The following is a 13,748-nucleotide window of genomic DNA, read 5'->3' as shown; positions in this document are numbered from 1 at the left end:
CATGGGCCACCGCCCGCGTGTCGCGATTCCGGGGCCGCCTTCTCCATGGAGCGTAGGTATGCACGAGCATTTGCCTGTCCCACCCAGCCGGCCCGCCGCCCGCCCGGCACGCCGCAATTTCCTGCGTGCCGGTCCATTGCTGGCTGCGAGTCTCGCCGTGCCGGCACGCGCCCAGTCCGGCGCCGGCGAGCGCTGGAGCGCCACCTGGGGCGCGGCCCCGGCCGGCCCGCCGGCCAGCGCCAGCACGCAAAGCTTCACCAGCCAGACGCTGCGCCTGGTCGTCCACACCAGCATCGGCGGCAACCGCGTGCGCGTGCGCTTCTCCAACGAAATGGGCAGCACCCCGCTGCGCATCGGCGCCGCCAGCATCGGCGTACGCTCGTCGAGCTCGGCCGTGTTGCAATCAACCCTGCGCACCCTCAGCTTCGGCGGCCAGGAAGCCATCACCATCCCGGCCGGCGCACCGGCCCTCTCCGACCCGGTCGAACTGGCCGTGCCGGCCCAGGCCGACCTGGCCATCAGCCTGTACTTGCCGGGCACCGTCCAGGCCACCACCATCCACGACATGGCGCTTACCAGCAGCTACCTGTCGCCGGCCGGCGACTACACCTCGTCGGTGTCAATGCCGGTGTCGCGCTCGATCACGTCCTGGCCCTTCCTCACCGAAGTCGACGTCGACGGCGCCGCTTCCACGCTGGTTGCCATCGGCGACTCCCTCACCGACGGCGCGCGCAGCACCGGCAACGTCAACCGGCGCTGGCCCGACTTCCTGGTGCGCCGGTTGCAAGCCTCGCTCGGCGCCGGTGGGCGCATCGGCGTGGTCAACCGCGGCATCAGCGCCAACCTGCTGCTCAACGATTACGCCACCGCGCTGATCGCCGGCCGCGACGTGCTCGAACGTTTCGACCGCGACGTGCTGGCCACCGCCGGCGTGCGCTACCTGGCCGTCCTCATCGGCATCAACGACATCAGCTACAGCTCCGGCTCGAATCCGATTCCCGCGGCCGACCTGATTGCCGGCTACCGCCAGGTGATCGCGCGCGCCCACACGCACGGCATCACCGTGATCGGCGCCACCTTGCCGCCGATGGAAGGCTTCGTCTACTACACGGCGGCGCGCGAAGCGGTGCGTCGTGCGGCAAACAGCTGGATCCGCTTCAGCGGCGAATTCGATGCCGTGGCCGACATCGAGGCGGCCCTGCGCGACCCGAACGCTCCGGCGCACATCCTGCCCTTGTACGACAGCGGCGACCACCTGCACCCGAACGATGCCGGTTACCAGGCAATGGCGAATGCCTTCCCGCTGGCGCCCTTCGTGGCGGCAACCACGCCGCCGCTGGATTTCGTGAACCGGTACTGACGAGCGCACGGGAGCCAACACCTGAGCCAATACCAGAGGCAGCACTTGCCGCGCAGCGAAAGCCCGGCGCCAGCAGTACGGCGCCGAGGTTTCCGGTGTCCCTTCACCTGTAACAAGCTGTAATTCCGCGCCAAAATGTACGCCGACAAACTATCATGGCGTCATCAGGAGGACCGCCATGAAAAAACTCATCGTCATTTCTGCCGCCCTGGCGGCACTTACCGGCTGCGCCACCCAGTATCCGGGTCCGGCCAACTACGGCACGCGCGGCTACGCCCAGGCGCCGGACGCCAACGGCTGGCAAACCGTGTCGGTGACGCCGGTACCGCTGGGCACGGGCGCGCGCTCCGGCGACGCCGGTGTGGTCACCAGCTCGCCGGTCGTCGTCAATCCGGCGCCGGACAACGTCGTCTATTCGTCGCAACCGGTGTATGCGCCGCAGTCGGTATACGGCGCACCGGTCTATGGTGCGCCAGTGTACGGCGCGCCGGTCATCGTGCAGGACCCGTACTGGTATCCGCCGGTGTCGATCGGCCTGGGCTTCAGCTTCGGGCGCAGCTGGGGCGGTGGCCATCGCCACTACGCGCCACGACCGCGTTTCCACCGTCGCTGATCGATCGGACGGCGCGCAGTTCCGCTGCGTTGCGCCGTACCGATGCACCAAAAAGGGGAGGCCGCACACACGTGCGGCCTTTTTTTTGCGCAGCAGAATACGCCCCTTCCCTTACCGATTTCTTACGTCCGACTATTCCGTTCGCATGGTGCGACGCGTCACAGCAATCGATTGCTGTTGGCCAATTGCTAACCTACAATGCATCGTCGATGGCGCTGTGGCGGTGCCTTTCCGTCCAGGTTCCAGCGTACCGAAACACCTAATAAACACTACGGAGACAGCAATGAATTTCAAGATGAAAGCATTGGTTGCAGGTGTAGCACTGGGGACCTCGATGTCGGCGCTGGCCGCCGATCCGATCAAGATCGGCGTCACCGGCCCGTTCACCGGCGGCTCGGCCCCGATGGGCGTGTCGATGCGCGACGGCGTCAAGCTGGCGGTACAGGAAATCAATGCGAAGGGCGGCGTGCTGGGGCGCCAGCTGCAGATGGTCGAACGCGACGACGAAGCGAAACCCGAACGCGGCGTGCAGATCGCCCAGGAACTGATCAACAAGGAACGCGTGTCCGCCACCGTCGGCTACATCAACACCACCGTCGCCCTGGCCTCGCAGCGCTTCTACCAGAACGCCAAGATCCCGGTGATGAACAACGTCGCCACCGGTTCCGTCATCACCAAGCAATTCGCTACCGCGCCCGAGAACTACGTCTTCCGTAACTCCGCCAACGACACCATCCAGTCGGCGATGATCGTCGAGGAAGCCGTCGCGCGCCGCGGCTTCAAGAAGGTCGCCATCCTGGCCGACTCCACCAGCTACGGCCAGCTCGGCCGCGAAGACCTGGAAAAGGCGCTGGAAAAGAAAGGCATCAAGGCCGTCACGGTCGAGAAATACAACCTGAAGGACGTCGACATGACGCCGCAGCTGCTGAAGGCCAAGCAGGCCGGCGCCGACGTCGTGCTCACCTACGGCATCGGCCCCGAGCTGGCCCAGATCGCCAACGGCATGGAAAAGCTGAACTGGAAAGTGCCGATGATCGGCAGTTGGACCCTGGCCATGGCCAACTTCATCGACAACGCCGGCAAGAACGCCGAAGGCACGCGCATGCCGCAGACCTTCATCCAGGAAGCCGACAACCCGCGCCGCAAGGCCTTCATCGACGCCTACACCAAGGCCTACAACCCGCCGAACGGGCGCATGCCGTCGGCCGTGTCGGCAGCCCAGGGCTACGACTCGATCTACCTGCTGGCCGCCGCCATGAAGCAGGCCAACAGCACCGAAGGCCCGAAAGTGAAAGCCGCGCTGGAAAACCTGAACGAACGGGTCGAAGGCGTGGTCACCACCTACAACAAGCCTTACAGCAAGGACGACCACGAAGCCATCAACTTCGAGAACACCCGCTTCGGCGAAGTGCGTGGCGGGCGCGTCGTGTTGGCTAAATAAGTGTTGGCAAAGTAAGCGCACCGCCTGGCCGCAACCGGGCCGGGTTAAAGCCGTACATAAGCCGTACACAAGCCGTACATAAGCTGCACCTTGTCGTGACACGGCCGGCTCCAGCAACAGGAGCCGGCTGCGGGCGCGCGTATGCGCCCTGTCATTCGTAGTCGCTTCTTCGTCGACCGGCGGCGCATGCGCTGCCACCAGAGGTTGTGAAAAAATCGTCAGGGCAAGGCGCCGAGTCGAAGACAGTACGAGCGTACGGCGAGACGAGGCAACGCAGCCATGGCGATTTTTTCACGACCTCTTAGGGTGAACATCATGGAAATTCTTTTGCAGCTGGTCTTCAGCGGGATCGCGCTCGGCATGATCTATGCCGTCATCGCATTCGGCTACCAATTAACCTTTGCCACGTCCGGCACGCTGAACTTCGGCCAGGGCGAAGCCTTGATGCTCGGCGCCCTGGTCGGCCTGAGCCTGGCCGGCGGCGTGCACGGCGGTCCCTACATGAGCTACTGGATCATGATCCCGGTCGTCATCCTGTTCGGTGCATTCCAGGGCGCCTTTGTCGAGTGGATCGGCGTGCGTCCGGCGATCAAGCTGAAATCCGAGTTCGGCTGGATCATGTCGACCATTGCGCTGGCCATCATCTTCAAGAACATCGCCGAGAACATCTGGGGCAAGGAAGACATGCCCTTCCCTTCGCCGCTCGATTCCACGCCCTTCCAGGTAATGGGCGCCAATGTGCAGCCGATGCAGGTGGCGGTCATCGTCGGCGCCCTGCTGATCATGCTGGCGGTCGAACTCTTCAACCGCAAGTCGATCTACGGCAAGGCCGTGGTCGCGACCTCGAACGACCGTGACGCCGCCGGCCTGATGGGCATTAACACCGGGCGCGTGATCACCTTCTCGTACGCGCTGTCCTCGGCTACCGCGGCCTTTGCCGGCGTGCTGGTAGCGCCCGTCACCCTCACCGGCGCCACCATGGGCGCCTCGCTCGGCCTGAAAGCCTTTGCGGTGGCGATCATCGGCGGCCTGACCTCGGGCGTGGGCGCGATCGTCGGCGGCCTGATCATGGGCATCTCGGAAACCACGGCCGGCTACTACATCTCGACCGGCTACAAGGACGTGCCGGCCCTGCTGCTCCTGCTGCTGGTGCTGGCCATCAAGCCATCCGGGCTGTTCGGCAAAGCCGCCATCAAGAAAGTCTGACCATGACGAAAAACACCGTACTGTTTTCCGCCATCGGGATCGTTGCGCTGGCGGTGTTCCCGCTGTTCGTGACGAACCCGTATTACGTGCACCTGGTCGAGACCATCCTGATCTACGCCATCCTGTTGTTCGGCCTGGACATCGTGGTCGGCTATACCGGGCAGGTGTCGCTCGGCCACGCCGGCCTGTTCGGCATCGGCTCCTACGTGACGGCGGTGCTGATCATGCACTTCGGCACGCCCTGGTTCCTGGCGGTGCCCGCCAGTATCGTCGTGACCGCCCTGTTCGGCGCCATCCTGGCACTGCCGGCGCTGCGCGTCACCGGGCCGTATCTCGCGATGGTGACGCTGGCCTTCGGCACCATCATCCAGATCCTGATCAACGAGATGTCCTTCATCACGCAAGGGCCGATGGGCATCACGCTGACCAAGCCGAGCCTGTTCGGACGCGAGCTGCACGAGACCGAATACTTCTACATGGTGGCGGTCTTCATGGTGGCGGCGCTGACGGTGGTGCACTTCCTGCTCAAGTCCCACTTCGGACGCGCCTTCGAAGCCCTGCGCGACAGTCCGATCGCCTCGGACTGCATGGGCGTGTCGGTGTACCGCTACAAGGTGTATGCCTTCGTCATCAGCGCCGGCCTGGCGGGCCTGGCCGGCAGCCTGTATGCCTATTCCGAGCAGTACGTCTCGCCGAACACTTACAACTTCGAGCTGACCATCCTGTTCCTGCTGGCCGTGATCATGGGCGGGCGCAAGACCCGTACCGGCTCCATCATCGGCGCCATCATCGTCGTCATGCTGCCCAGCCTGCTGGCCGACATCGTGCTGTTCCGCCAGATCGCGCTGGCCGCCGCCGTGCTGGGCGTGGCCGGGTCAGCCGTGGCCCTGGCGCGCGGGCGCACCACGGCGCGCAAGGTGCTGGTGCCCCTGGTGGCGACCATCGGCCTTGCCGTCTGGGCCTACCGCATCGAGAACATGGTCGACTGGCGCCTGACCATCTTCGGCCTGATGACCCTGTTCGTCGTCTACTACCTGCAGGACGGCATCGTCGGCTTCTTCCGCCAGCTGCTGGGGCGGCGCGTGGCGCACACCCGGGCCGTCGACGCCGACCGCCAGACCGACCCGTTCGAGGGCGTGGCCATGGGCAGCGGCAGTGGCGATTTGCTGCGCGCCGAGCAGATCCTGATGCAGTTCGGCGGCCTGAAGGCGCTGAACCAGGTCGATCTGAATGTGCAGCGCGGCGCCGTGCACGGCCTGATCGGCCCGAACGGCTCGGGCAAGAGCACGATGATGAACGTCCTCACCGGCATCTACAAGCCGACCGCCGGCAGGGTGGTATTCGCCCGCGACACCATCACCGGCCGCTCGCCCTCGCAGATCGCCCTCGGCGGCGTGGCGCGCACCTTCCAGAACGTGCAGCTGTTCGGCGAGATGACCGCCACCGAGAACGTGCTGGTCGGCCTGCACCACAGCTTCCGCTCGAACGTGTTCGACGCCATGGTGAAAACCCCGCGCCTGCGCCGCGAGGAAGCGGCGGCGAGGAAGCGCGCCGCAGCCATCCTGGAATTCGTGGGTCTGTCCGACCTGGCCGACGAGGAAGCGCGCAACCTCCCCTACGGCAAGCAGCGCCTGCTGGAAATCGGCCGCGCGCTCGGGCTGAACCCGCGCCTGCTGCTGCTCGACGAACCGGCCGCCGGCCTCACCGCGCCCGACATCCGCGAGCTGATGGCCATCATCCGCAAGATCCGCGACCACGGCATCACCATCATCCTGATCGAGCACCACATGGACGTGGTGATGTCGATCTCGGACACCGTGACCGTGCTCGACTTCGGCCAGAAGATCGCCGAGGGCAACCCGGCCAGCGTCCAGGCCGACCCGAAAGTCATCGAGGCCTACCTGGGCGGCGCCAGCGAGCCGGCCCCCTCGGCCCCGTCCGCGACCGCCGCAGCGCGCACCTGAAAGGAACAACCCATGCTGAGCATACAGAATCTGGAAGCGGCCTACGGCAAGGTGCAGGTCCTGCACGGTATCTCGCTGGAGGTGCCGAAGGGCAGCCTGGTGACCCTGATCGGCTCCAACGGCGCCGGCAAGACCACGACCATGCGCGCCATCTCGGGCATGATCAAGCCGCGCGGCGGCAAGGTGACGCTGGCCGGCAAGGACATCACCGGCCTGGACTCGCACCGCATCGCGCGCAGCGGCCTGGCGCATTCGCCGGAAGGGCGGCGCGTGTTCGCCACCATGAGCGTGACCGACAATCTGCTGCTGGGCGCCTTTCCGCGCTTTACCCGCGCGCGCCCGAAAGGCGACGTGCAGCACGACCTGGAACGGGCGATGGAACTCTTCCCGCGCCTGAAGGAACGGCGCGAGCAGCTGGCCGGCACGCTCTCCGGCGGCGAGCAGCAGATGCTGGCCATGGCGCGCGCCGTGATGCTGAACCCGGACGTGGTGCTGCTCGACGAACCGTCGATGGGCCTGGCGCCGATCCTGGTCGAAGAGGTGTTTCGCATCATCACGCGCCTGAAGGCCGAGGGCGTGACCATGCTGCTGGTCGAGCAGTTCGCCGCCGCTGCCCTGAACGTGGCCGACTATGGCTACGTGCTGGAGAACGGCCGCATCTCGGTGCACGGCCCGGCCGAGAGCCTGAAGCACGATCCGAAGGTGGTGGCGGCCTACCTCGGGGGCGGCCACGCGCACTGATGGCGCGGGCGCCGGCGCGATGGGCTTGCACATACGCGGCTTGCACATAAGGCGGCGGCACTTGAGGACCTTACACAGGCGCGGCTTGCAAATGCGGGGCCTGCACCTGAGGGGCCTGCACGTGACAGGAGCGGCGTGATGGGCGCGGCAGCCGCGGCGGACGACACCGGCAGCCTGGCGGGGCGCGACTACCTCGCCGCCCTGTGCGTGGTGCTGGTCTGGGGCACCAACTTCGTGGCCATGAAGCTCGGCCTGCGCGAACTGACGCCCTTCCAGCTCGGCGCCGGGCGCTACCTGTTCGCCTTCCTGCCGCTGGCCCTGTTCGTGCGCCCGCCACGGCTGCCGGTGCGCTGGGTGCTGCTGTACGGGCTGTTCCAAGGTGTCGGCCAGTTCGGCCTGCTGTTCCTGGCGCTGCGGGCCGGCATGTCGGCGGCGCTGGCGCCGGTGATGCTGCAGATGCAGGTCTTCTTCACCGCCCTGCTCGGCTTCCTGCTGCTGGGCGAGCGCGTCGGCCGGCCCCTGCAGGCGGCAATGGCGATCGCGGCCCTGGGCCTGGCCTGCTTCTGCGCCGATTTCTTCGGGCGCGGCTCGGAGGTAACGGTCATCGGCCTAGTGCTGACCGTCGCATCAGGCGCGATGTGGGGCGCCTCGAACATCGTGGTGCGGCGCATCCGCGACATCGCGCCGGACTTCGACGTCCTCTCCTTCATGGTCTGGAGCAGCCTGGTGGCGGTGCCGCCCTTCATACTGCTGTCGCTCGCCTTCGATCCGCCCGGCACGCGCTGGGACTGGCGCGCCCTGTCGATGACAGGCTGGGCCTCGCTGGCCTACCTCGGCTGGTTCGCCACCATCCTCGGCTATGCGATGTGGACCGGCCTGCTGAAACGCCATCCGGCCAACCGGGTGGCGCCATTCAGCCTGGCCGTGCCGCCGGTCGGCATCGCGGCCGGCATGCTCGCGCTGGGCGACCGCATCACGCCCTGGCAATGGGCGGGCATCGTGCTGATCGTGCTGTCGCTGGCGCTGGTCGTGTTCGGCCCGCGCTGGCGGATGCGCCTGCGCAGTCCGGGCGCACCGCTATAATGTCGGGTTTAACGCTTCCGGCAAAACCATGGACTTTTCCAAACTCAAGCTCTACTCCGGCTCGCGCGCTTTCTGGTTCCTGTTCGGCATGATCCTCGGTGTCAGCGGGCTCTTTCTTGGCCTGCAGCGCGCCCTGGTGGGCGAATCGCTGATCGGCTTCGGCCTGATCGTGCTCGGCATCCAGGGCCTGCTGCGTCCGGTCGTGCTGTCGCGGCCCGGCAAGATCAGCAAGGAAGAAATGTCGCGCGAAGTGTCGATCGGCAGCGATGCGCTGCACGGCGGCCTGTCGCTGCTGATGGCCGGCGCGCTGGTCGTCGGTTTCGTCCTGAAATACCTTGTCAAGATGTAAGGGAGTCCGGCGGCGCGGCATGGCGCACGCACCACGGGGCCGCAATCAGCCCTGTCGGTCCGGCTTCCGCTCCGGTATCATGTCGGGATGAATGCAATCTTTACCCCTCCGTTTGTCATAGGTGTCGCCGGCGGTAGCGGCAGTGGCAAGTCAACGGTGTCCCAGCAAGTCCTCGCTTCGTTCGGCACCGACGTCGTCTCGGTCGTGATGCAGGACGATTACTACCGCGACCAGTCCGACCTTACCCCTGAAGTACGCCGCAAGCAGAACTACGACCACCCGCAGGCCTTCGACTGGCCGCTGCTGGTGCAGCACGTGCGCGCCCTGCGCAACGGCGAAGCGATCGAGATGCCGGAATACGACTTCACGATCGACAACCGCTCGAACAAGACCATCCCCGTCAAGCCGGCGCCGATCATCCTGATCGAAGGCCTGTTCGCCCTGTACGACGCCGACCTGCGCAAGATGATGTCGCTGAAGATCTTCGTCGACACTGCGCCCGACGTGCGCTTCATCCGCCGCATGCAAAGGGATATCAACGAGCGTGGCCGCACGGTGGAAAGCATCGTCAACCAGTACCTGGAAACGGTGCGCCCGATGCACAAGCAGTTCATCGAGCCGACCAAGCGTCATGCCGACGTGATCCTGCCGCACGGCGCCAACGGCCCGGCGGTCGACGTCATCACCACCAAGGTGGCGAGCGTGATCGGCGGGCTCAAGCGCCTCTAAGGCTCATTGCCCGAACAGGTCGTGCGCATCGAGGATGGCGTAGGCGATCTCGGGCCGCTCCTGCAACAGCCGCCGCACCGCGGCCGGCACCGACTGCCGCACCTTCTTGCACAGGCCCGGCTTTTCCTCGAGCACGACGATGATGCCGCGGACGGTGCGTACTTCGTTCGGCCCCCGCTCGATGCGCAGCTCGGCGCCGACGTTCTTGCGGATCAGGGCCTGCACGTGCTGCAGGTCCTGGTAATCGCGCACGCGCTCGATGCGCGCCACCAGGTTCTGCTCCTGCTTGCGGTCGATGGCCAGCGGCCGGTGGTCGCCCGCGGGATCGGCCAGCAGCTGCTCGCGCTCGCACACGCAGGCGCCGGGCGGGCACTCGACCCGCACCGGGAACGGCAGCTGGACGGCGGGCCCGTTCATGCTTGCGGCCCTCCCTGGGCGCGATGCGTGGCGTCCGTCTCCGGTCCGCCAGGCGCGGAGTCCGGCTCCTGGCCGCAGGACGCGGCGGCTTCATCGTGCGCGGCCGGCAAGGCGCCTCCGGTCACCGTGTCGAGCAGCGCGCGCATGCGCTTGTGGTGCGAGCCCTTCCAGTACACGCGCCGGCATGCCTCGCAGGTCGTGAATTCCTCGTGCAGCTCGCGCACCGAGGGCGGCAGCGCGTCCAGCACCAGCGCCTTGTCGACCGCGCGCAGGGCCAGGTTGCAATGCAGGCAGAGCGAAAACGGCTGGGCGTCCAGCGCCAGGCCGAGGCGATCGAAGAGTTCACGAAACTGGATTTCCGGCTTGATCGCATGCAGGTAGCAGCCCTGGGACACGGCGCGGCGCTTCAGCAGCTCGCGGTCGCGCGTGAGCACGATGCGGCCTTCCCTGGCCGCGATAGCGACGATCTCGTCGTCGCGGTAACCGTTGTCGTACAGGGTGTCGAAGCCGGCCATGCGCAGGAGGCGCGCCAGGCCGCCCAGGTGGGCGTCGGCCACGAAGCGCGGCGCGATCCGGGAATCGTGCGCCTCCTGCGGCTGCTGCGGCTGCTGCGATTCCTGCGCCATGTGCGGCGGTTGCGGCAGGCGCGACAGCGCCGTCACGTCCAGCGTCCCGAAGCGCGGGTACACCGCGACCCGGTCGCCCTCTTCCAGCAGCCGCCCGAAGCCGCTCGATTCGCCGTTCACCAGCACCAGCGCGGCCTCGGTATGCGGCACGCCAAGCGCCTCGATCATGTGCTTGACGGTGGCGGCGCGCGCGCAGGGCGTGGCGAATTCCCGCCCGCGCCGCGCGCGCGGCAGGAAGCCGTTCAGTTCGTCGTAGAAGCGAAACGTCGCCGTGACCATGGACGCAGTATCGCAGTATCAGGTCGCGAGCGGCGTTCCGTCACGGCAGGCACGGAGCACGTCGAGCGCATTCGGCACCGCCTCGAAGGCGGCCGTGTTGTCGAACACGCACCAGGCCCGGCGCCCGGCCGCGGCATAGCCGGCCAGCTCGCGCACCAGCGCCGCCAGGAAGGCGGGCGTGTACGCCGAATAATAAATGCGCGGCGTGCCGTGCAGGCGCATGTAAATGTCGTGCGTGGTCGGCACGTGCGGCCCCGGCTGGCCGGCGGCCGGGTCGGCGATCACACGCGTCACGCCGAGTTCGCGCAGCAGGTCGGTAGCGGTGTCGCCGAACCAGCTCGGATGGCGGCCTTCGCAGGCGAGCATGCAGCCGAAGCGCTCGCGCAGGCGCAGGAAGAAGTCGCGCACGGTGAGGTCGTGGAAACCGAACTTGGGCGGCAGCTGCACCAGCAGCGCGCCCAGCTTGGGGCCGAGTTCCTTGACTTCGCCGGCAAAGCTGTCGAGCAGCGCATCGACGTCCTGCAACGCGGCGTCGTGGGTGATCGCGCGCGGCACCTTGACGGCGAAGCGGAAATCCTCGGGCACGCACTCGGCCCAGCGCGCATAGGTCTTGGGCTGGTGCGGGCGGTAGAACGAGGAATTGATCTCCACCATGGGAAACACGGCGGCATAGCGCTCGAGGTGGCTGCCCTCGGCCGGGAACGCAGGGGCGGCATCCTTGTGGATGCTCCAGCCGGCGCAGCCGATCAGGTGGGTGCAGGCTTGGTCAGGCGCAGTCATCGAATCGGGGTCCGCTATTTTGCAATATTGATAAGTTCGATTCTACGCGCCGCGCCCCTTCTACGGCGCATGCTTGGATGCGGACGCAGGCGAGATTGCAGGGGGAGGAATGCAGCGGCAGGATTGCAGCGGCGGGCTTACAATCACGGCAACAGCCATCCAAGGAGAATCCGTGAGCGACCCCATCCACATCGTCTGCCCGCAATGCGACGCCGTCAACCGCCTGGCCCCGGCGCGCCTGCTTGACCAGCCCGTGTGCGGCAAGTGCGCACAAGCCCTGTTCGCCGGCAAACCGCTGGACGTCACGTCCGAACAGTTCGCGCGCCACATCGGCCGCAACGACATTCCGGTGCTGATCGACTTCTGGGCCGACTGGTGCGGGCCGTGCAAGATGATGGCGCCCCACTACGCGCAGGCGGCGCAGCGCCTCGAACCGCAGGTGCGCCTGCTAAAGGTGGACACCGAGCGCGCCCAGGATGTGTCGGCGCGCTTCGCGATCCGCAGCATTCCGACGCTGGCGCTGTTCCGGGGCGGGCGCGAGATCGCGCGCCAGGCCGGAGCCATGGACGCCGGGCGCATAACGGCCTGGGTGCAATCGCACTTGTAAGGACGCCGCGCACGCTTGGAACAGTTGGCGAAATTGCCACGGGCGGCTGCTACAATCCGGGCAAACGGGGCCGACCCGAAGGAGAACAGCATGTCGCAACAACTCGTACTCGACGGCGATACCGAAGACGCCAAGCAGCTCGCGCGCATCCTTTACCTGGTGCATGCCGCCACCTTCTTTTTCTCGCTCGGCATGCTGTCGATCGTGCCGGTGATCGTCAATTACGTCAAACGCCCGGACACGATAGGCATGGTCTACAGCCACCACAGCTGGATGATCCGTTCCTTCTGGTATTACGTGCTGTGGATGGTTATCGGCGGCATCCTGTTTGCCACCGTGGTCGGCATTCCGTTGGCCTTCCTGGTGTGGGGCGTGGCCTGGGTATGGAAGGCATATCGTCTGATTCGTGGTTTTTTGGATCTGAACAGCAACAAATCCATGCCTCTTTGACGACGTCTTTACGCTTTTCAGCAATTCGCAGCTAGAATGATTGCCCAGTGGCATCAACAGGCATCAATACTCTCCAGGGCGAAACATGAAATCGGTACAGCAGGAAGTCGACGAACGCAGCAACCTCACGGGCACCAACAAATTCGAACTGCTGCTGTTCCGCCTCGGCGGCGACGAGCATGGCGAGCGCAGCGAACTGTTCGGCATTAACGTCTTCAAGATCCGCGAGATCGTCGCCATGCCGGCGATCACCGCGGTGGCCGGTTCGCCGCCGCACGTGCTGGGCGTGGTCAACCTGCGCGGCCAGATCATCCAGGTGCTGGACTTGCCGGCGATTGCCGGCGTCAAGCCGAAGACCGGCCTGAACATCATGCTGGTGACCGAATTCGCGCGCACCACCCAGGCCTTTGCCGTCGAGAGCGTCGAGGAAATCGTGCGCCTGGACTGGAGCCAGGTGATGTCGGCCGAGAAGAGCGCCGGCAGCGGCATGGTCACCAGCATCGCCCGCCTCGATGGCGAAAACGGCGAACCGGGCCGCCTGGCCCAGGTGCTCGACGTGGAAACCATCCTGCGCAACATGAACCCGGATTCCGGCCCGGACATCAGCCAGCAGGCGGTCGGTGCGCGCATCCAGATCAAGCCCGGCTCGATCGTGCTGGCGGCCGACGATTCGGTGGTGGCGCGGGCCCTCATCGAGCAGGGCCTGGATGCGATGGGCCTGCCCTACGTGATGACCAAGAGCGGCAAGGAATGCTGGGACCAGCTCAACAGCATCGCCGCCCAGGCCGAAGCCGAAGGCAAGAGCATCAACGACAAGGTGGCCCTGGTGCTGACCGACCTCGAGATGCCGGAGATGGATGGCTTCACGCTCACCCGCAACGTGAAGAAGAATGCGCGTTTCGGGAATATCCCGGTGGTGATCCACTCGTCGCTGTCGGGGACGACGAACGAGGAACACGTCAAGAACGTGGGGGCGGATGCGTATGTGGCCAAGTTCTCGGCGGAGGATCTGGCGACGACTTTGCGGCGGGTGTTGAAGCAGTAATTTTTGTTGGTCGGGACGTTTGCGAGCGTCCCGGTGGCGTTTCGACTGTTGAAGCGCC

The 13,748-nt window shown here is 66.1% G+C and carries 15 protein-coding genes; 12 read left to right on the top strand and 3 right to left on the bottom strand.

The window, feature by feature from the left end:
• Positions 1-58: 58 nt before the first annotated feature.
• From LK540_RS02200 to udk, 9 genes are all read left to right on the top strand, one after another.
• Complete coding sequence (locus LK540_RS02200) at positions 59-1,360, top strand: SGNH/GDSL hydrolase family protein (RefSeq protein ID WP_229435390.1); 1,302 nt, start codon at positions 59-61, stop codon at positions 1,358-1,360.
• Between the two features lie 178 nt (positions 1,361-1,538).
• Entirely contained in the window at positions 1,539-1,973 is a 435-nt protein-coding gene (locus LK540_RS02195) for a hypothetical protein (protein WP_229435389.1), read from the top strand.
• Between the two features lie 283 nt (positions 1,974-2,256).
• Positions 2,257-3,414, top strand: a complete 1,158-nt coding sequence (locus LK540_RS02190; RefSeq protein WP_229435388.1) for an ABC transporter substrate-binding protein — start codon at positions 2,257-2,259, stop codon at positions 3,412-3,414.
• A 315-nt stretch (positions 3,415-3,729) separates the two neighbouring features.
• On the top strand, positions 3,730-4,620 hold the full coding sequence (locus tag LK540_RS02185) for a branched-chain amino acid ABC transporter permease (RefSeq protein WP_229435387.1): 891 nt from the start codon (positions 3,730-3,732) through the stop codon (positions 4,618-4,620).
• A gap of 2 nt (positions 4,621-4,622) precedes the next feature.
• Entirely contained in the window at positions 4,623-6,584 is a 1,962-nt protein-coding gene (locus LK540_RS02180) for an ATP-binding cassette domain-containing protein (RefSeq protein ID WP_229435386.1), read from the top strand.
• Positions 6,585-6,596: 12 nt separating this feature from the next.
• Positions 6,597-7,325, top strand: a complete 729-nt coding sequence (locus LK540_RS02175) for an ABC transporter ATP-binding protein (RefSeq protein ID WP_229435385.1) — start codon at positions 6,597-6,599, stop codon at positions 7,323-7,325.
• 138 nt (positions 7,326-7,463) lie between these two features.
• Positions 7,464-8,408, top strand: coding sequence for an EamA family transporter (locus LK540_RS02170; RefSeq protein ID WP_229435384.1), 945 nt, complete (start codon positions 7,464-7,466; stop codon positions 8,406-8,408).
• Positions 8,409-8,436: 28 nt separating this feature from the next.
• Positions 8,437-8,757: a hypothetical protein gene (locus LK540_RS02165; protein ID WP_229435383.1), complete on the top strand. Its 321-nt coding sequence runs from the start codon at positions 8,437-8,439 to the stop codon at positions 8,755-8,757.
• An 87-nt stretch (positions 8,758-8,844) separates the two neighbouring features.
• On the top strand, positions 8,845-9,486 hold the full coding sequence (udk, locus tag LK540_RS02160; RefSeq protein WP_229435382.1) for a uridine kinase: 642 nt from the start codon (positions 8,845-8,847) through the stop codon (positions 9,484-9,486).
• A gap of 3 nt (positions 9,487-9,489) precedes the next feature.
• On the opposite strand, the gene LK540_RS02155 is transcribed toward udk, so the two are convergent.
• From LK540_RS02155 to LK540_RS02145, 3 genes are read right to left on the bottom strand one after another with little or no spacing between them, the layout of a single operon-like run.
• A complete protein-coding gene (locus tag LK540_RS02155; RefSeq protein ID WP_229435381.1) occupies positions 9,490-9,903 on the bottom strand; it encodes a hypothetical protein in 414 nt (137 codons plus the stop codon).
• Entirely contained in the window at positions 9,900-10,808 is a 909-nt protein-coding gene (locus LK540_RS02150; protein ID WP_229435380.1) for a Mut7-C ubiquitin/RNAse domain-containing protein, read from the bottom strand. The genes LK540_RS02155 and LK540_RS02150 overlap by 4 nt, the downstream gene beginning before the upstream one ends.
• Before the next feature lie 18 nt (positions 10,809-10,826).
• Positions 10,827-11,588: a DUF72 domain-containing protein gene (locus LK540_RS02145; RefSeq protein ID WP_229435379.1), complete on the bottom strand. Its 762-nt coding sequence runs from the start codon at positions 11,586-11,588 to the stop codon at positions 10,827-10,829.
• Positions 11,589-11,760: 172 nt separating this feature from the next.
• On the opposite strand from LK540_RS02145, the gene trxC reads away from it, so the two are divergent.
• The 3 genes from trxC to LK540_RS02130 all read left to right on the top strand — a co-directional run bounded on the left by trxC (position 11,761) and on the right by LK540_RS02130 (position 13,690).
• Positions 11,761-12,195 (top strand): thioredoxin TrxC, encoded by a 435-nt coding sequence (trxC, locus tag LK540_RS02140; protein WP_229435378.1) that lies wholly within the window; start codon positions 11,761-11,763, stop codon positions 12,193-12,195.
• Between the two features lie 90 nt (positions 12,196-12,285).
• Positions 12,286-12,645: a hypothetical protein gene (locus LK540_RS02135; RefSeq protein WP_229435377.1), complete on the top strand. Its 360-nt coding sequence runs from the start codon at positions 12,286-12,288 to the stop codon at positions 12,643-12,645.
• Positions 12,646-12,730: 85 nt separating this feature from the next.
• On the top strand, positions 12,731-13,690 hold the full coding sequence (locus tag LK540_RS02130) for a chemotaxis protein (protein WP_229435376.1): 960 nt from the start codon (positions 12,731-12,733) through the stop codon (positions 13,688-13,690).
• Positions 13,691-13,748 lie beyond the last annotated feature (58 nt).

Source organism: Massilia sp. IC2-278, assembly GCF_020708045.1.
Classification (GTDB): Bacteria; Pseudomonadota; Gammaproteobacteria; order Burkholderiales; family Burkholderiaceae_D; genus Telluria.
The sequence above is the reverse complement of the archived record's forward strand: the minus strand, read 5'-3'. Positions and strand labels throughout refer to the sequence as shown.

Bases quoted from the DNA above. Each gene is read 5' to 3' on its own strand.
- LK540_RS02200 (WP_229435390.1), top strand. From the start codon at position 59: ATGCACGAGCATTTGCCTGTCCCACCCAGCCGGCCCGCCGCCCGCCCG.
- LK540_RS02130 (WP_229435376.1), top strand. From the start codon at position 12,731: ATGAAATCGGTACAGCAGGAAGTCGACGAACGCAGCAACCTCACGGGC.
- LK540_RS02190 (WP_229435388.1), top strand. From the start codon at position 2,257: ATGAATTTCAAGATGAAAGCATTGGTTGCAGGTGTAGCACTGGGGACC.
- LK540_RS02135 (WP_229435377.1), top strand. From the start codon at position 12,286: ATGTCGCAACAACTCGTACTCGACGGCGATACCGAAGACGCCAAGCAG.
- LK540_RS02195 (WP_229435389.1), top strand. From the start codon at position 1,539: ATGAAAAAACTCATCGTCATTTCTGCCGCCCTGGCGGCACTTACCGGC.
- LK540_RS02185 (WP_229435387.1), top strand. From the start codon at position 3,730: ATGGAAATTCTTTTGCAGCTGGTCTTCAGCGGGATCGCGCTCGGCATG.
- LK540_RS02150 (WP_229435380.1), bottom strand. From the start codon at position 10,808: ATGGTCACGGCGACGTTTCGCTTCTACGACGAACTGAACGGCTTCCTG.
- LK540_RS02175 (WP_229435385.1), top strand. From the start codon at position 6,597: ATGCTGAGCATACAGAATCTGGAAGCGGCCTACGGCAAGGTGCAGGTC.
- LK540_RS02155 (WP_229435381.1), bottom strand. From the start codon at position 9,903: ATGAACGGGCCCGCCGTCCAGCTGCCGTTCCCGGTGCGGGTCGAGTGC.
- LK540_RS02170 (WP_229435384.1), top strand. From the start codon at position 7,464: ATGGGCGCGGCAGCCGCGGCGGACGACACCGGCAGCCTGGCGGGGCGC.
- LK540_RS02145 (WP_229435379.1), bottom strand. From the start codon at position 11,588: ATGACTGCGCCTGACCAAGCCTGCACCCACCTGATCGGCTGCGCCGGC.
- LK540_RS02180 (WP_229435386.1), top strand. From the start codon at position 4,623: ATGACGAAAAACACCGTACTGTTTTCCGCCATCGGGATCGTTGCGCTG.
- LK540_RS02165 (WP_229435383.1), top strand. From the start codon at position 8,437: ATGGACTTTTCCAAACTCAAGCTCTACTCCGGCTCGCGCGCTTTCTGG.
- udk (WP_229435382.1), top strand. From the start codon at position 8,845: ATGAATGCAATCTTTACCCCTCCGTTTGTCATAGGTGTCGCCGGCGGT.